Here is a 15,747-nt window from a genome sequence, read left to right on the forward strand (position 1 = left end):
ACCTCTTGATTGAATTGGTTGACCTTGTGCCTTTCACTATAAATTGTGCACAAACAAAAATCAATACTTTTTTATAATAATTATAATGTAGGATTTAGAATTAGTTTAAAATCACAAATAAAAAAAGCAAGCCCCTTAAGGCTTGCCGTAATATAGTGCTGTATTTATTTACAATAAAGTGACTTCAATTTCTATATTCTGAAATGATCGCATTGATCACTTCTTTAGGTTTTGCTATAGAGACTTTCAGACAATATTCATATAGAATTCATCATAAAATCATAATAAGAGCTGCTTTCTATCGAGAAAATCCAAAATATCCTGTACCGACTGCTTTACCTCCCGGCCTTCCGTAGATACGATTAAATCAGGTTCCAGCGGTACTTCATATGGAGCATCAATCCCTGTAAAATGTTGGATTTCTCCAGCTCTTGCTTTCTTGTACATGCCTTTTGGATCACGACGCTCGCATTCCTCTAGACTGCATCGGATATAAATCTCGTAACAGCCCTCCTGCTGTAAAATGTCCTTTACCATTTCACGATCCTCACGATAAGGCGAAATGGTGGCGCAAATCGTTAGAACACCCGCATGGGCCATTAGCTTGGACACTTCGGCTATACGACGAATATTTTCTTTGCGGTCAGCGGGCAGGAAACCCAAATTGCGATTCAAACCATGCCGAACATTATCCCCATCCAAAATAAATGTACGTATACCTCTTGCATATAACGCTTTTTCGAGTGTGGAGGATACCGTTGACTTTCCCGAGCCAGACAGCCCCGTAAACCAAAGCACCGGACTCTTATGTCCGTTCAGAAGCTGTCGAGCTTGCTTATCCACTTCTGATACATGCCAGGTAATGTTGGAAGATGGGTTCATTCAGCACTCTCCTATTTCATCAGTATTAATGTTTAATCTGTCTCTAACATCAGGATAGAGCATTTTTAAAACTGTTTAAAGTACGCTGCTCTGCTTTGTGGTCCAATACCGCAAAGACAACCCGTTTAAACAGGAATCCATATCCTTCAGTTACAAGTACTTGCTTAAACCAACTGGCTACCTCCTCCGGCTTATTGCGGAATACTCCACAACCATAAGCACCAAGCACAAGATGTTCTACACCGTTTTGCATGGCCATTCCCAAAATGTAACGAATGCGCTCCAACATAACTTCTCCAATCCGATTGACCTGCTCTGGCTCCCGTTCATGCACGACTCCAGCATTCACAGCAGGCGCGGTCAGGAAATCGACTAGATACGGCTCTTCCAGCAATGTTCCCTGATCATCCCGAAATACAGGAACTCGAGGAGAATAAATCATATAATCTGAATAAAAACAGCTCCGCAGCTTCCGATTATGTTGGTACATTTCCACCATTTGTGAAATACAAGGATACAGTGCTGACGAACGAGCCAAGCTTTCCTCTTGAGCCTGACTGCCTCCGAGGAATCCACCTCCTGGGTTTTTGGCTGATGCAAAATTCAAACATGCTACGTGTTCCCGCTTCTCCTCGACCCGGAGTCTATGTGCGGCCTGCAACGTACTTTCTCCCGTAACTTCCATGTTCCCAATGATCGCCTGTTCGTCAACATGGGAAGAAGCTCCTAATATACTTTTTATTCTTTGCTCTGCCTCTTGCTTTACAGCTACCAGTTGAGAAGGTCTATATAGTTTCGAACCTGTGACCGCATTCCCTACCTCTTTAGCAATATTTACTTGTATCTGTTTGGTATTCGTATAATGCCCATTCTCCATAATGGACAGTGTTTCATGCGCCATATGTGACCTGGCATCCCGCTTACTCCGGGAATTCATTGTGTGATTCATGATAACTAATCCTCCTTTTGCAATAGATCCTCACGTAAATTCGTCAATATTTCGCCGAGCCAGTTCGTACCCCGCCATTGTTTCCGGTACTGTATACGAGCATCATTTTCAGCTAAACCGACACCCCAGATGGTGTCCGTCGGACTAGCCTCAACCAGAGTAGTACCCTTCGTTTTAAGCAGATGCTTGAGCAAATTCGTATTTTGGGTGAACTTGGCATAATTCCCGTCATACACGAATTGCTGACAATTTGCTTCCCATAAGGATTGGTCAAATCCGCGTACACTGCGACCACGGGCTTTTTGCTCCCTTGGGGTAGGAGCTTGCATAATTTTCAGGGCTGCCTCATCATCTCCAAAAAGCTGCGCTTTTTTCAGCATCATATATTGCTCAGCACAGTTAAATTCCAATCCATCCACGACAAATTCACAAGGGTACCATTGCGAAAATGGTGAATGACTGCGATAAAAAAATGTAAACTTCTCCATGACTAATCCTCATTTCTTCTTCCTTTTTATGCTATATAAAACGTGACCGTGGCTTAAATCGGTATAACTTGGACGGACGATGTCCGGCCGCCTTCCTGTATTCATTGGTTTCTTCCACAAGATCTGCTATTTTACGACGAAAAGCCGCGGCCAACAGTTCTTTACCTAAAATAATTTCATACACCTGCTGAAGTTCACTCAGTGTAAATAGAGCTGGCATCAGGTGAAATGCGATATCGGTATATTCAATTTTGCTGCGTAGACGCTCAATACCGTACGCAATAATTTTGGCATGATCAAAAGCAATTCCCTGTGACTCCAAGACTTCTCGCTTGATTTCTATGGTTTTCCCCTTAAGAATTTCAGTTACTTTCACTTTGGCTGACAGAAGGATGTCCGCATGCTTCAATGTGATGTCAATGTTTTGCTCCCACGTATAACCTTCCGGTTGATTCGTCCGCGTCTCCTGAGCCACACTGTAATCCAGCTCAAACCATTGAGCATCTGCGGCATCATCTCCTGCCTGTACCTCCAAAGATTCATGATCGACTAACGCCATATAAGCACAGCTGATCACCCGCATACGCGGATCACGTGCCACATCTCCCCAAGTATACAGCTGTTCCATATAAATCTGATCTACGTTGGTTTCGGTTTTAAGCTCGCGTCGTGCAGCTTCTTCGAGGCTTTCATTCATGCCTACAAAACCACCAGGCAACGCCCATTGCCCTATAAAAGGATGCTCTCCTCTTTGGATCAATAGGAGCTGAAGTGTTTTCTCCGGTAGCTTACGGTAATTCTGCTGGAGCTGATCCATTACAGTAAATAGCAGCATATCTACCGTTACGGATGGACGCTCATATTGATTCGCATCATAAAGGGCCAAAAATTGCTCCTCCGTCAAGCCACTGTCGTTGTATTTCGATCTATCTGTCACTTGTGTCACCTCCTGCTCATATTTGGGACATCATCGCTTTTGCTTCAAAAGCAACGAATACTCTATAAAAATTTCAATTTAAATTATTTGATAAAAACAAAATGTTAATATCAATACGTTAATATATAATTAGCGCTTCGTCAATAGGGTGTATAGACCTATTTTTGGTCATGTGATAGTACTATTAGACTGTTTACTGAATTTTACTTGTTGCTTATTGTCATATCATGTATGATGTTTTGGACAATATAGGAAACACAACATACTAAACACGTAAGGAGAAGATTCAATTGTCTAACCCGTCTAACCCGTTTAATCCGCAATACAATCAACAAGGAGCACCGTCCAGACCCGCCCCTGTTTACCCGCCACCTGTTTCATTCAAGGAGTGGATGATCAGCTTACTCCTGATGGCAATACCAGTAGTTGGAATTGTTATGCTGTTTGTGTGGGCTTTTAGCGGCTCGACAAATCCGAGCAAAGCGAACTACGCTAAAGCAGGCCTGCTATGGGCCGCTATTGTAATTGTTATCTATATCATTATGGCTGTTGCTTTATTGCCTGCGATCATAAGCTCATTAAATTCCAGCAGCTATTATTGATTTCTAGTACATAGCAAAATAACCTTCTGATGAATCCAATTGAATCATCAGAAGGTCTTTAAACTAAAACTGTCGACCCTGTCGGCAGTTTTTTTACTTCACCTTACTTCACTTCACTTCACTTTACTTGTACCAAAGGTCATCGGTTTCAAGCTCCTGTAGACTGCTCAAAAACGATTTTGAGTTATCGACATAAAGTTCGGTATCGATATAGTCAATGAGCATTCGACCATGATCCCGACGGGCTCGTCCTTATCTACACCTTTGACCCGCAAAGCATGTGCAAGCTGATTGGCCTGTTTGTTCAGATCAGCATACGTCAAGTGCTTGTCCCCAAGTACAACCGCCACATGGTCCGGTGTGCGCTCAACCTGCTCCTCAAACAACTGATGAATCGTTTTCTCCCGTGGGTAATCCGCTAACATACCGTGTAACATGCTCAACTTCATCTCCTTCTCCTGTCAGCCATAATCCAGATATTACAATAGATTGGGGATTTAACTGGAGAAAAAGAAATGACATCAGAGCTTGTTTTTCGACTGAACATTTCTTTAAAATAAGTATATAGCTACTTCTTGCTCTACAATAAATACCACAGATTGGTTACTCGACTGGAGGAAAAGAAATGACATCGGAGTGGCAGAGACTACAGACCAAACTGCCGGAATGGGTAGAACAAAGCCGTCATGAGTATATTCATGGCAAGGTAGCAGCGTATATTCCCGAACTGTCCAAGGCCCCGGCCGACGCGCTGGGTATTGTGGTCATGAACGGTGCGGGTGAGACCGTGGTAGCCGGAAATACGGAAATCCAGTTTACGATGCAAAGCATCTCAAAGGTATTTACGCTCATTCTGGCCTTGATGGATAATGGAGAGGACGTTGTCTTCTCTAAGGTAGGTATGGAGCCTACCGGAGACCGTTTTAATTCCATGCTAAAGCTAGAACTAGTCGAGCCGGGGATTCCATTTAACCCACTGATTAATGCCGGAGCAATCGCGGTCTCCTCTCTGATTCGCGGAAACAGTCCAGAAGAGAGATTTGCCCGTGTTCTTCAATTTTTCCGTCTGCTTACTCATAATGACACATTGGAATATGATCAGGATGTCTACGATTCAGAATCAGCCACAGGCCATTTGAACCGTTCCCTTGCTTATTTTCTAATGGAAAAGGGGATTTTAAGAGGTCATGTGGAGGATGTGCTTGACGTCTATTTCAGACATTGTGCTGTCAAATTAAACTGTACAGATTTAGCACGTATGGGACTCATACTAGCCTACAACGGCCGTGATCCGGTCACAGGTATACCTTTAATCCCCCGTCGCTATGTACAGATCGCCAAAACATTTATGACAACATGCGGTATGTATGACGCCTCTGGTGAATTTGCCATTCAAGTCGGACTCCCTGCCAAAAGCGGCGTATCTGGCAGTATAATGACGATGGTACCTGGACGATACGGCATCGGGTTAGTGGGGCCTTCATTGAATCGTATGGGCAACAGTACAGCGGGGGTACACTTGCTGGAGACAATGTCCCGCGATTTGGATTGGAGTTTGTTTTAGGATATAAAAAAGGGTATTCCCAGCCAGTACGGCTCATAGGAATACCCTTTTCTGTTACGTTCTTGCTATGTTAAATGGTTTGACCCTGAACCAATTTGATTTGAATACGGAACGGGTCAGCCACATACAAGGCCCCATCACGTTCTTGTAATCGATAACCTGCCGCAGTCAAACGAGCAGTAATGGCATCCAATTCTTGTTGGTCTGGAACATTCAGTTCAAAATAATCCAATCCAGCAGCCTGCTCGGGAGCTGGTGGCGCTCCTTCACCTGCCCATATATTTAAGCCCATATGGTGGTGGTAACCACCTGCGGAAACGAACAAGGCTGAAGATCCATATCGGCATGTAATGTCAAAGCCAAGCACATCGCAATAAAATTGCTGTGCTGTGAGCAAATTAGACACATGGAAGTGAACATGCCCAATTACCGTTCCCTGTGGCAGTCCCTGCCAAGGTAAATTTTCAGAAATGGCAATCAGGTCTTCTGCATCCACAGGTCCAGTTCCCATCATGTAAAATCCATTTGCATCTTTTTTCCATTGATTACGAGGACGATCCGCATAGATTTCAATTCCGTTATTATCGGGATCATGGATGTATAATGCTTCACTTACATCATGGTCTCCCTGTCCGATTTCAATCTCATGAGCCAGCAGATTACGCAAAGACAAACCCAGAGCTATACGATCCGGTAGAAGAATAGCAAAGTGATACAATCCGGCTGCAGACTGGCGCGGCAGAATAACTGCATTTTCAATATAGTTAAGAATCAGTAGCGCATGCTTTCCGTCAACAGTCAATTCAGCGGTATCCGCTGTTTGACGTAGAAGCTGTAAACCAATGACCTCAGTGTAAAATTGAATAGAGCGCTCCAAGTTACTAACTTTTAATGAAACCTGCCCGATTTTAGTGTTGTCATGAATATGTGCTGTCATGAGATTTCCCTCTTTCTACATGGATTGGAGGACTAAGGCTTAATCAAATTTATTGTTCTGTTGACCCACGACGGCTGAACAAAGAATCCAGAGACCAGCGAGTTGTCGGCGCAAATACGAGATGAAGAGCTACCAGAATAAAAGCAATATCCAGCTCATAGCCAGCGCCTTGACCATTCCCCATCAACCCGCCGGACAATTTGGCCGTGAAAATAGCGCCGATCAATACAATAACTAAAAGTCCGGATACATAGCGAGTAAGCAATCCAAGAATTAATGCAATCCCGCCGACCAACTCAATCACCGCAACGACATAACCTAAAAATCCTGGGACACCAATGCTGGAAAACCAGCCTGCAACATTACCCAATCCCATTTGGAATTTAGCAATTCCGTGCGCCAAAAACAAAATTCCGAGCGCCACCCGCATAATTGTAGAAACATTTCTGCTTGCTGAACTCATCTTTATCTCTCCATTCTGTTTGTTTTAATACACTCATACAAGCGTATATGAATAATTAATTTATATTACTAATAATTTAGCCAAAAAAATAATGACGTCCGAATCTATACTGCAACACATAAGTATGAATTACACTCAAATTATTAGTAATAGTAATAATTATTTTGTAATGTGAATTTAGCATAAGAAACTATAGTCTGTCAACAAATTATTTGGTATGATGAATAATAAATTAGTATATATTATATTTCCCTAAAAGGAGGAACGCTCTATGGGTATAGGATGCAACATTCGTGCGGCTCGTAAACGTAAAAATTTATCCATCCAGCAAATCTGCGAACGAACCGGTCTATCTCAAGGATTTATGAGTCAAGTCGAAAATAATAAAACCTCCCCTTCCATCGCTACATTGGACAGCATCGCTAATGCGCTGAACGTACCTCTCGCTTTTCTGCTTCTTAAAGAAGAGGAACGGATGCAAGTGATTCGTAAGGACGAGCGTCGTAAAACATTGTATGGTAAAAACAAACTCCAGGTCGATCATTTGGGTGGTCAGGGTAATGTCAAAATGATGCTGGTGGACATGCCGCCAGGCTCATCTACAGAAGAAGAACATGCTCATGCAGGGGATGAGATTCATTTTATTTTGGAGGGTACGGTATACGTGGAGCAGGGTGAGGATTCAGCTACTCTGGAAGCAGGAGATTCCTTTAGCTGGAGAGCAGCCATCCCCCACTATGCCAAAAATGTTGGAGAAAACAACGCGCGTATTCTGATCTCCGTGTTTCTCGAAGCAGAAAATGACGCCTAAACAAGATTTGAGCATATCACAATATTCATTACCCATTTCATTGTAAAAAGCGTGTACCGGGAAGTTAAATTAACTTCAACGATACACGCTTTTTTGTAGTAGCTACTCTGCTAAACTTATCCCATCGCCTGCTGGGCATCTGTACGTGATTCCCACGGCAGCTTAAAGGTTTTCATGATCTGCTTGGCATTGGCTGGGAGCCCGCTTACCGGATCACCCGTCGTACCCAACAACTCTTCTTTTTTATCCGTAGTAATACGCCCATAATAAGTAGAGCTGCTGTCCCCCCATCCTGTAGTATACTCGTAGATCAGCGGCTTATTTAATTTCGGATAGGTTCCCCACTGATCTTTGGCTTTATTAGCCAAAAACAGCTCCAGTGGATCGTATTCCATCGTAAAGGTTTTATCAAAGGGAGCTCCCACATACCCTTGATAGGTAACAATCGGAAAACCGTCCTTCACTTCAACCAGACTCAGCACATCCCCGTTCACTGTAAAATACCGCAATGCTTCGCCTTGGGGGAACATATAGACACTGGACAGCAGCTCAGTGTTAGGACGATGTTCTTCTATATAAGGATGGACAGAACGTCTTTCTAAGTGGATTAATGCTTCACGTGCTGCCACGAGATCTCCCTCATATATTTGTTCTTTTAGTTTACCGTGAATCGGTGGCTGGATCTGAATCTGTGTATTTGTCTTCTCTAACGTATAACCTAAATCAAGCGATACATCTCTAAGAGGCACATATACGTCTTTACCTACAACCTCAAATGTAAGCTGCTGCTTGCTCTTACGTAATCGCTCCTTAAGAACTAAGGGTTCTGCCCACTTTTGCAGCGTGACCTGCTTTTTTTTAGCATCCCAATGGTAGCTTGCACCTACAGCTTCAGCCAAAGGTTTAAGCGGTACCATGAGCTTACCGTCAATCAATAGAGATTTGGTCTTGTTGTTTAAGGGTTGACCGGCTATAACAATATCTGTTTGTGGTGTTGATTGAGGTGCTGTGGTTCCCTGTTCAGCCGCTTCGACTTCTCCTTGGTGCATTGTTGTCAAGAGCAATGGTAGCATCAGCAAGGCGACAAACAATCGCTGAAATCCTGTTCGATCTAGCTTCATTATGAGTCTCCGTTCACTTAATAGACTTGTTCATTCCGGCTCTATTTCTTTTTGGCTGCGTCAATGTCTCCAGGTCTCATCCCTGCCCAGATGTTCGGAATACTGACGGTCTCTGGATGCTCAAATACGAGAAACGCAGTCGGCAAATATCGTTCTCCGTATTCAGAGGAAGGCTTGTTGACAATGGTGTTATCCTTGACGAGCACCGTTGATGAACCTCCATCCAAATTAGCACCGATAACCGCTCCATGCTTAAGTAAAATATTTTGCATATCATACAAGTTGGCACCTATGCTGTACCCAGGCTGGCGACCGTCGACGGTTACGAAAAGGATTGCCCCGTCTGCTCTCTGTCCCATCGCGGTACGGGGAGCAATGCCCCATCCCTCGCTTGCATTGCGAATCAGACCTTTTCCATTCACAATTAGGCGTGGTTGGAAAGTAACCGCTTCTTGCACATTCATTTTGGACAACTCGGACAACGAATAGTGACCGGCTATCATTTTTCCCTGTTTATCAATACCTACGATTTGAACAGAGGCATTTTTACCCATATCGTTGTAGTATATCTGGCCCTGAGAAATGACAACACCAATCGGTTTAAAGCCATTTCCGTTCCAGTTGGGATCAGCGAATCCACCGCCGTTTACACCAGCAACGGCCCCCAAACGCTCGACCATACTAGATACATGTTCTCCCCGGCCGACTTTAGCAGGAACCCCGAGCCTAATTTTAGTGGGGTCATGCACCGTCATAACATAGCCATGATAGTTACGACCCGATACCTCTTCCACTTCAACCAACGGCGTCTGTTGTACTTTAGTAGGTATCAGATCAGGCAGATTGATTGTATGTCTATCCTTTTCCTCTCCCATCTCTTCGAACCGGGCCGAATATTCAGCCACGCGCTTCTTCGCCTCTGCTTCGCCGATAAAATATTTCGCCCAGTGACGATGCTGAGTCGTAATCAGCGTATCCGCAGCCAAATAGCGCATCTCCTTGCCAGAAGGGGTTAAAAACAACCATGCACCGCCCCCAATTCCTGCTAACAGGAATACAATAAAAAGTCGCAACATAAAGCGACCAAATTTTCCTTTTCGTTTCTTTTTCTTATTTTTCTGCCTGCGAGCTGCTGCACGCTGTGGCAAGACTTCCGGTTTCATTCATCATCTCTCCTGTTTGGTGACTTCTATCGTATTTCTTCACTATTGCCCATCAAATGATCAGTAGCGATAGGCTGCGACATCTAACGACAATATCATAAACTAATTTTGTAGAATGATAGTGTCAATTTTTTTAACAGATTCATCCACTCTTAAAAAGAATACAGCAAAAAGCCCTTCACATAAATGTGAAGGGCTGTAAATAGGGGGATATCCTATTTACGGAGCAGCCTCCGGTTCGAGTAGCATGAACAGCTCTTTCATCTGCTGGCGCTTAAGTTTGGGACTAAGCACATACAAAGTATCGCCCGGTTCAATCACAGTTGTACCTCTCGGGGCAATAATTTGCTCGTTCCGAATAATGGCTGTGAATAAGATGTCTTCAGGCAGCTGTATATCCTGAATCGCCTTGCCGGCTATCGACATCCCCTTTTGTACCTGAATGTGGTTGATTTCCGAAGTGGTTTTTCCCAAAGAAACTAATTCCAACAGTGAAGGCGACGATGTCTCGTTAGGGTCCATCAAGCCAAGCTTCACCGCTAGCCACGAGATCGTGGTACCTTGAATAATCGCAGAGGTGAGCACAACGAAAAATACGACATTAAAAAACAAAGGTCCTACATCCATTTCGTCCAGTAATGGATAAGTTGCTAGTACAATGGGTACCGCTCCCCGCAGTCCTGCCCAGGATAACAGTGTCTTCTCGCGAACAGAGTACCTGGAAAAAAGCAAGCTTAGGAACACACCTATTGGACGAGCCACCAGCATGAGGATGAAGGAGAGCGCCAAACTTTGCCACGCAATGCCCAGCAATTGATCGGGAAAGACCAATAGGCCGAGCAAGACAAACATCATAATTTGCACCATCCAGGCGAAGCCATTGTTAAAATGGATAATGGATCGCTTGTAGGTCAAGTCGGAATTTCCCAATACAATGGCCATGACATATACCGCCAGCAATCCGCTCGCCTCCAGTAATGATGCCGCCGCATACGTCAAGACTGCAAATGCCAATGCCATTACAGGATACAAACCGGATGAATCAAAATTCATTTTATTAATCGCATATACACCTAAGCGTCCGAGTACAAAACCAACGGCTAGACCAAAACCCATTTCCCATAAAAACAACAAGATATGTATCCAAATGGATTGCTCAGGGTGATGTATCAGCTCAATCAATGTTACTGTGAGAAATACAGCCATCGGGTCATTACTGCCGGATTCCGCTTCAAGCGTCGAGGTAATTCGCTTTTTGATGTTTTTACCTCCTAAAACGGAAAACACAGCTGCCGCATCTGTCGATCCGACAATAGCGCCAAACAGCATGGATTCCATCCAGCTTACGCCTAAAATAAACTTGGCGCACACGCCAATGACTACAGTCGTGATGATGACCCCTAACGTTGATAATGACAACGCAGGTCGAATTACTGGCTTAACATCTGTAAACTTTGTCTGCATCCCGCCTTCAAACAAGATTACAATGAGCGCGAGAATGCCCACCAGCTGTGTGATAAAGGCATTATCAAAATAAATAAACTGACTGAGCACCATGCCTACAGCAATAAACAAAACGAGCGCAGGCATACCGAAACGGCTGGAAAATTTGGTAGTCAGCACACCGACCAGCAGCAAGCCGGACAGCAAAAGCACAATCAAATTAATCACGGTTGTCTGTTCCATACGGCTTCTCCTATCTTGAAAATAAATGTTCATTTTTTCGCCTTCTAACTATATACCCTCAAATCACACAGAATACTAATCATAAGTAAAAAAATATATGAGAAAATCAAAAAATCCAGCTCATGGTCTGTGCTAAATTCCGCACTCCACAAGCTGGTTTGTACATTTTTTTTAAATTTCTCAAGCTGTACCCGTTCGTCGTGCTTAGGCTTTGGGCTGAATCATATGTGCTGGTACAACATATTGGTCAAACTGCTCTTCCGTCAGCAGTCCACTGCGGAGTGCCGCTTCCTTTAGAGACAGCCCTTCTGCATGTGCAAGTTTGGCGATTTTAGCAGCATTTTCATATCCAATATGTGGATTCAATGCTGTCACCAACATTAGTGAATTATTCAAATTGTGCTCAATCTTGGCGAGATCGGGCTCGATGCCAACGGCACAGTTGTCATTAAAAGCAATGATGGAATCGGCCAGTAGATGAACTGATTGCAAAAAGTTGTATATGATTACTGGCTTAAACACATTCAGTTCAAAATTACCTTGACTTGCTGCAAATCCGATAGCTGCATCATTACCCATGACTTGCGTAACGACCATCGTCAGTGCTTCACTCTGGGTGGGATTTACCTTACCTGGCATAATGGAGCTACCCGGCTCGTTAGCAGGAATCGTGATTTCCCCCAAGCCGCTTCGCGGACCACTAGCCAGCCAGCGAACATCATTGGCGATTTTCATCAAATCCGCAGCTAGCGCTTTGATTGCTCCATGTACAGCCACCACTTCATCGTGACTGGTCAGCGCATGAAATTTATTAGGTGCAGAAGTGAACGTTTTGCCAGTGAAGCCGGAAATTTCCGCAGAGGTTCGGGAGCCAAACTCTGGATGAGCATTAATTCCTGTGCCCACTGCTGTTCCGCCAATCGCCAGCTCCTTCATATATTGAACCATGTCGACGATCATTCGCTTGCTTTTGTCCAGCATGGCATACCAGCCGCTAATTTCCTGACCCAGTGTAAGCGGTGTCGCATCCTGCAAATGGGTTCGACCAATTTTGATAATATCCTTGAACTGTTCTGACTTCTGTTGAAAAGTCTCTTTCAGCTTGTCAATGGCAGGCAACAAACGGTCCTCGACCGCAATGACACCCGCTACATGAAGCGCTGTAGGAAACGTATCATTTGAGCTTTGCGACATATTCACATCGTCATTCGGATGCAGCTTCGCATCTTTTCCCTGTTCTTGTAACCATTCGCTGCCTAGATGAGCAATCACTTCATTGACATTCATATTAGACTGCGTACCGCTCCCTGTCTGCCATACAACCAATGGGAAATGGTCATCAACTCGTCCAGCTAGAATTTCATCCGCTGCATAAATAATAGCATCCTGTTTTTCCTGAGATAGCTTACCCAACTTATAATTGCTGATCGCCGCACTTTTTTTTGAGTACCGCGAACGCCTGAATGACCTCTAATGGCATTTTCTCCGAGCCAATCGGGAAATTTTCCTTACTGCGCTGTGTCTGCGCTCCCCACAAACGATCTGCCGGTACTTTGATTTCGCCCAACGTATCCTTTTCAATGCGGTAGTTCAACTCATTTCCTCCTCTTGGCCTATGTAATTCAGACAAAATATGGTGATCTTCTTTGCCTATTATACATTAAATTTCAAATGTTATCATATATTTTGCAAGCGCTTTTTTACGATAAGGTTAGAGGAGATAGAAGAAAAAATTCAGCTATGAGCTTGATTACCAGCCTCAGCTAATCGTGATGTTGCTTTTGGCATGCACTTCTTTTCTGCCCAGTAGCTTATTTAGTGCGTCGATATAAGCTTTAGCGCTAGCTTCCAAAATATCTGTACTAGTACCTCTTCCCAGTGCTGTGTACTCACCTTGCCTCAAAATAGCGTGAACTTCCCCCAACGCATCTTTGCCATACGTTACAGACTGGATGGAGTAATCCTCCAACTCCACCACTTCACCACTAGCCTTGTCAATCGCATGAAAAATCGCATCTACAGAACCATTACCCATCGCAACTTCATCAATTGATGTGCCATCTTGTTTATTCAACCGTATAGAGGCGACTGGAACCGACTGATTACCATAGGACACCTGAATAGAATTTAGTGTGTAAATTTGAGGTGAGGCATTGCGGCTTTCATCCATCAGGACAAGTAAATCCTCATCCAACACCTGTTTTTTCTTATCTGCCAAGGCTTTGAATTTGCGAAATGCAGCCTGAAGTTGTTCCTCTGTCAAAACATCAAACCCCATGTCCGCCAGTTTTTCCTTAAACGCAAGACTTCCCGAATGCTTGCCTAATACAAGTTTACTGGTCTTCAAACCAATGCGCTCAGGGGACACGATCTCATATGTTGTACGCTCCTTCAGCATCCCGTCCTGGTGTATACCGGACTCATGTGCAAATGCGTTGGCCCCAACAATGGCCTTGTTCCCCGGTACCGACATTCCAGTACGCTTGCTTACCAATCGACTGGTAGCATACAGCTCCTCCAAAACCAGACTCGTTTGTGCACCATAGAGATCGGTTCTCGTGTCAAGGGCCAGTGCGACCTCCTCGATAGGTGTATTTCCGGCTCGCTCGCCAATACCATTAATGGTACCTTCAAATTGATCTACACCGTTACGGATAGCTGCCAGCGTATTAGCTGTTGCCATCCCAAGATCATCATGACAGTGTGTGCTAAGCTGTATTTTTTCAATACCTGGTACTTGTTGTTTTACGATTCTAAACATTTCTCCAAACTGATCTGGCGAGGCATAACCTACGGTATCCGGTAAATTGACGACGGTCGCTCCAGCGCGAATTGCCATATCTACAACTTCACAAATAAAGTCCAACTCGGTACGACTGGCATCCTCTGCCGAAAATTCTACCTTGCTGAAATACTTACGTCCATAACGAATGGCAGCAGCAGCGGTCTCTAATACCTTCGCTTTATCCATTCGTAGCTTATGCTGGCGATGAATAGGTGAGGTAGCCAGGAACAAGTGAAGACAAGCGTCCTCCGCTCCCCGTAGAGCTTCTCTGACCGCATCTATATCCTGCTCTTTCGAGCGTGCAAAACCAACCAGTGTTGCTTGGGTGACCTGTTTGGCAATCTCCTGCATGCTGATGATCTCACCAGGTGAGGTTGCCGGAAAGCCGGTCTCAATCCGATCTACGCCTAATTTTTGAAGCTGAAGAGCGATTTCCACCTTTTCTGTGCTGGTTAAGCTAACTCCTGGTGATTGTTCTCCATCTCTTAACGTTGTGTCCAACACCCATATTTTGCGCATACAGATACCACCTTTGGTTTAATTTTAGGAGATGCTCAAAGTAGAAGGTTTATACATCATTTTATTCATCCGATCATCTGATGTTTAGGATTAAAAAAATTAGGAACTTCCCATATGCTTTTGCAGCTCCAGCTTGGTGCCGTCCAAATGCTGAATACTATATAACTCTGCAGCCTTACCATCCTGATCCAAGATCGCTTCATAAATTTTTTCATGCTGAAGTGTAAAATGATTTGGCATCACTGGATTGGTAATCAGATTGCTCAGCGCCTTGCGAATAGCCTCTACAAAGCTGCGGTATACGTCCGTAAGCACCTTATTGCCTGTAGCTGCTGCAACAGCCAAGTGAAAAGTGATATCCGCATCCAAGTACCCATTCATATCTCCAGCGGCCAATGTCGCAGCTCGACGGTCCAGTGCCTCTCGCATCAAGCGTAAATCTTCGTCATTACGACGTAATGCAGCTAATCTGGCAATCTCCAGTTCCAGCACGCTCCGCACTTCATAAACTTCAATAATTTCAGCACGGCTTAGTCGGTAATCCAATGGTTCTTGAGAAGTCGTCGGTTGGCAGACAAAGGTCCCGTGTCCTTGCTTTTTCTCTAATAGACCGGCATGCACCAGTACGCTAACCGCCTCCCGAACTGTAGATCGCCCGACTCCAAATAGCTTCATAAGCTCGGGCTCAGTTGGAATCTTAGTGCCTACATTCCATTCACCAGCAGCAATTTTTCGTTGCAACTGCTCAGCCACTTCATCTGCAATTTGCTTGCGTTTAACAGCTTGAAAAGGCATCATTCCATGATTCATCTGATCATCTCCTGTTTCGTATCATACTAT

15 protein-coding genes and 1 pseudogene are annotated in these 15,747 nt (G+C 44.2%); 3 read left to right on the forward strand and 13 right to left on the reverse strand.

All coding sequences use genetic code 11. From position 1 onward, the window contains the following. Positions 1 to 279: 279 nt before the first annotated feature. Genes cysC through C400_RS0110990 form a run of 4 tightly spaced genes read right to left on the reverse strand, consistent with a single transcriptional unit; the run spans position 280 to position 3,256 of the window. Positions 280 to 882 carry an adenylyl-sulfate kinase gene (gene cysC, locus C400_RS0110975; protein WP_017427014.1) on the reverse strand — a complete coding sequence of 201 codons (603 nt, stop codon included), beginning with the start codon at positions 880 to 882 and terminating at the stop codon, positions 280 to 282. Between the two features lie 49 nt (positions 883 to 931). Continuing rightward, the gene (locus C400_RS0110980; protein WP_017427015.1) at positions 932 to 1,831 is read right to left on the reverse strand and encodes a TIGR02452 family protein; all 900 of its coding nucleotides are present in this window, start codon (positions 1,829 to 1,831) and stop codon (positions 932 to 934) included. 5 nt (positions 1,832 to 1,836) lie between these two features. Continuing rightward, the gene (locus C400_RS0110985; RefSeq protein ID WP_017427016.1) at positions 1,837 to 2,319 is read right to left on the reverse strand and encodes an NADAR family protein; all 483 of its coding nucleotides are present in this window, start codon (positions 2,317 to 2,319) and stop codon (positions 1,837 to 1,839) included. A 31-nt stretch (positions 2,320 to 2,350) separates the two neighbouring features. Then, positions 2,351 to 3,256 (reverse strand): NUDIX hydrolase, encoded by a 906-nt coding sequence (locus C400_RS0110990; RefSeq protein WP_017427017.1) that lies wholly within the window; start codon positions 3,254 to 3,256, stop codon positions 2,351 to 2,353. A 290-nt stretch (positions 3,257 to 3,546) separates the two neighbouring features. Here C400_RS0110990 and C400_RS0110995 point away from each other — a divergent pair, with 290 nt between their 5' ends. After that, complete coding sequence (locus C400_RS0110995) at positions 3,547 to 3,858, forward strand: hypothetical protein (RefSeq protein ID WP_017427018.1); 312 nt, start codon at positions 3,547 to 3,549, stop codon at positions 3,856 to 3,858. Between the two features lie 167 nt (positions 3,859 to 4,025). Here the strand turns inward: C400_RS0110995 and C400_RS0111000 are convergent, their stop codons facing one another. Further along, positions 4,026 to 4,307 carry an AMP-binding protein gene (locus C400_RS0111000; RefSeq protein ID WP_017427019.1) on the reverse strand — a complete coding sequence of 94 codons (282 nt, stop codon included), beginning with the start codon at positions 4,305 to 4,307 and terminating at the stop codon, positions 4,026 to 4,028. A gap of 176 nt (positions 4,308 to 4,483) precedes the next feature. Between C400_RS0111000 and glsA the strand changes: the two genes are divergently transcribed. Further along, complete coding sequence (gene glsA, locus C400_RS0111005; RefSeq protein WP_017427020.1) at positions 4,484 to 5,422, forward strand: glutaminase A; 939 nt, start codon at positions 4,484 to 4,486, stop codon at positions 5,420 to 5,422. Between the two features lie 70 nt (positions 5,423 to 5,492). Here glsA and C400_RS0111010 read toward each other — a convergent pair whose 3' ends face one another. Then, the gene (locus C400_RS0111010; RefSeq protein WP_016820791.1) at positions 5,493 to 6,359 is read right to left on the reverse strand and encodes a VOC family protein; all 867 of its coding nucleotides are present in this window, start codon (positions 6,357 to 6,359) and stop codon (positions 5,493 to 5,495) included. Between the two features lie 49 nt (positions 6,360 to 6,408). Next, positions 6,409 to 6,822, reverse strand: a complete 414-nt coding sequence (locus tag C400_RS0111015) for a DoxX family protein (protein WP_016820790.1) — start codon at positions 6,820 to 6,822, stop codon at positions 6,409 to 6,411. Between the two features lie 271 nt (positions 6,823 to 7,093). Between C400_RS0111015 and C400_RS0111020 the strand changes: the two genes are divergently transcribed. After that, positions 7,094 to 7,633 carry a helix-turn-helix domain-containing protein gene (locus tag C400_RS0111020; protein WP_016820789.1) on the forward strand — a complete coding sequence of 180 codons (540 nt, stop codon included), beginning with the start codon at positions 7,094 to 7,096 and terminating at the stop codon, positions 7,631 to 7,633. A 116-nt stretch (positions 7,634 to 7,749) separates the two neighbouring features. On the opposite strand, the gene C400_RS0111025 is transcribed toward C400_RS0111020, so the two are convergent. The 6 genes and pseudogenes from C400_RS0111025 to C400_RS0111050 form a co-directional block, all read right to left on the reverse strand. Beyond that, positions 7,750 to 8,754, reverse strand: a complete 1,005-nt coding sequence (locus tag C400_RS0111025; RefSeq protein ID WP_017427021.1) for a stalk domain-containing protein — start codon at positions 8,752 to 8,754, stop codon at positions 7,750 to 7,752. Positions 8,755 to 8,795: 41 nt separating this feature from the next. Further along, positions 8,796 to 9,917 carry a phosphodiester glycosidase family protein gene (locus tag C400_RS0111030; protein ID WP_016820787.1) on the reverse strand — a complete coding sequence of 374 codons (1,122 nt, stop codon included), beginning with the start codon at positions 9,915 to 9,917 and terminating at the stop codon, positions 8,796 to 8,798. 219 nt (positions 9,918 to 10,136) lie between these two features. Further along, positions 10,137 to 11,603, reverse strand: a complete 1,467-nt coding sequence (locus C400_RS0111035) for a potassium/proton antiporter (RefSeq protein WP_016820786.1) — start codon at positions 11,601 to 11,603, stop codon at positions 10,137 to 10,139. A gap of 204 nt (positions 11,604 to 11,807) precedes the next feature. Then, positions 11,808 to 13,197: pseudogene (gene fumC, locus C400_RS0111040) on the reverse strand (class II fumarate hydratase). Between the two features lie 165 nt (positions 13,198 to 13,362). Continuing rightward, positions 13,363 to 14,907 (reverse strand): 2-isopropylmalate synthase, encoded by a 1,545-nt coding sequence (locus C400_RS0111045; protein ID WP_017427022.1) that lies wholly within the window; start codon positions 14,905 to 14,907, stop codon positions 13,363 to 13,365. Between the two features lie 99 nt (positions 14,908 to 15,006). Further along, positions 15,007 to 15,717, reverse strand: coding sequence for a FadR/GntR family transcriptional regulator (locus C400_RS0111050; RefSeq protein ID WP_017427023.1), 711 nt, complete (start codon positions 15,715 to 15,717; stop codon positions 15,007 to 15,009). Between the last annotated feature and the right edge of the window lie 30 nt (positions 15,718 to 15,747).

Origin of the sequence: Paenibacillus sp. ICGEB2008, assembly GCF_000307675.1 — a bacterium.
In the GTDB taxonomy this organism is placed as follows: Bacteria; Bacillota; Bacilli; order Paenibacillales; family Paenibacillaceae; genus Paenibacillus; species Paenibacillus polymyxa.

Excerpts from the sequence above, each read along its gene's own strand:
- cysC (WP_017427014.1), bottom strand. The coding sequence starts at position 882 with ATGAACCCATCTTCCAACATTACCTGGCATGTATCAGAAGTGGATAAG.
- C400_RS0110980 (WP_017427015.1), bottom strand. The coding sequence starts at position 1,831 with ATGAATCACACAATGAATTCCCGGAGTAAGCGGGATGCCAGGTCACAT.
- C400_RS0110985 (WP_017427016.1), bottom strand. The coding sequence starts at position 2,319 with ATGGAGAAGTTTACATTTTTTTATCGCAGTCATTCACCATTTTCGCAA.
- C400_RS0111000 (WP_017427019.1), bottom strand. The coding sequence starts at position 4,307 with ATGAAGTTGAGCATGTTACACGGTATGTTAGCGGATTACCCACGGGAG.
- glsA (WP_017427020.1), top strand. The coding sequence starts at position 4,484 with ATGACATCGGAGTGGCAGAGACTACAGACCAAACTGCCGGAATGGGTA.
- C400_RS0111010 (WP_016820791.1), bottom strand. The coding sequence starts at position 6,359 with ATGACAGCACATATTCATGACAACACTAAAATCGGGCAGGTTTCATTA.
- C400_RS0111015 (WP_016820790.1), bottom strand. The coding sequence starts at position 6,822 with ATGAGTTCAGCAAGCAGAAATGTTTCTACAATTATGCGGGTGGCGCTC.
- C400_RS0111020 (WP_016820789.1), top strand. The coding sequence starts at position 7,094 with ATGGGTATAGGATGCAACATTCGTGCGGCTCGTAAACGTAAAAATTTA.
- C400_RS0111025 (WP_017427021.1), bottom strand. The coding sequence starts at position 8,754 with ATGAAGCTAGATCGAACAGGATTTCAGCGATTGTTTGTCGCCTTGCTG.
- C400_RS0111030 (WP_016820787.1), bottom strand. The coding sequence starts at position 9,917 with ATGAAACCGGAAGTCTTGCCACAGCGTGCAGCAGCTCGCAGGCAGAAA.
- C400_RS0111035 (WP_016820786.1), bottom strand. The coding sequence starts at position 11,603 with ATGGAACAGACAACCGTGATTAATTTGATTGTGCTTTTGCTGTCCGGC.
- C400_RS0111045 (WP_017427022.1), bottom strand. The coding sequence starts at position 14,907 with ATGCGCAAAATATGGGTGTTGGACACAACGTTAAGAGATGGAGAACAA.
- C400_RS0111050 (WP_017427023.1), bottom strand. The coding sequence starts at position 15,717 with ATGAATCATGGAATGATGCCTTTTCAAGCTGTTAAACGCAAGCAAATT.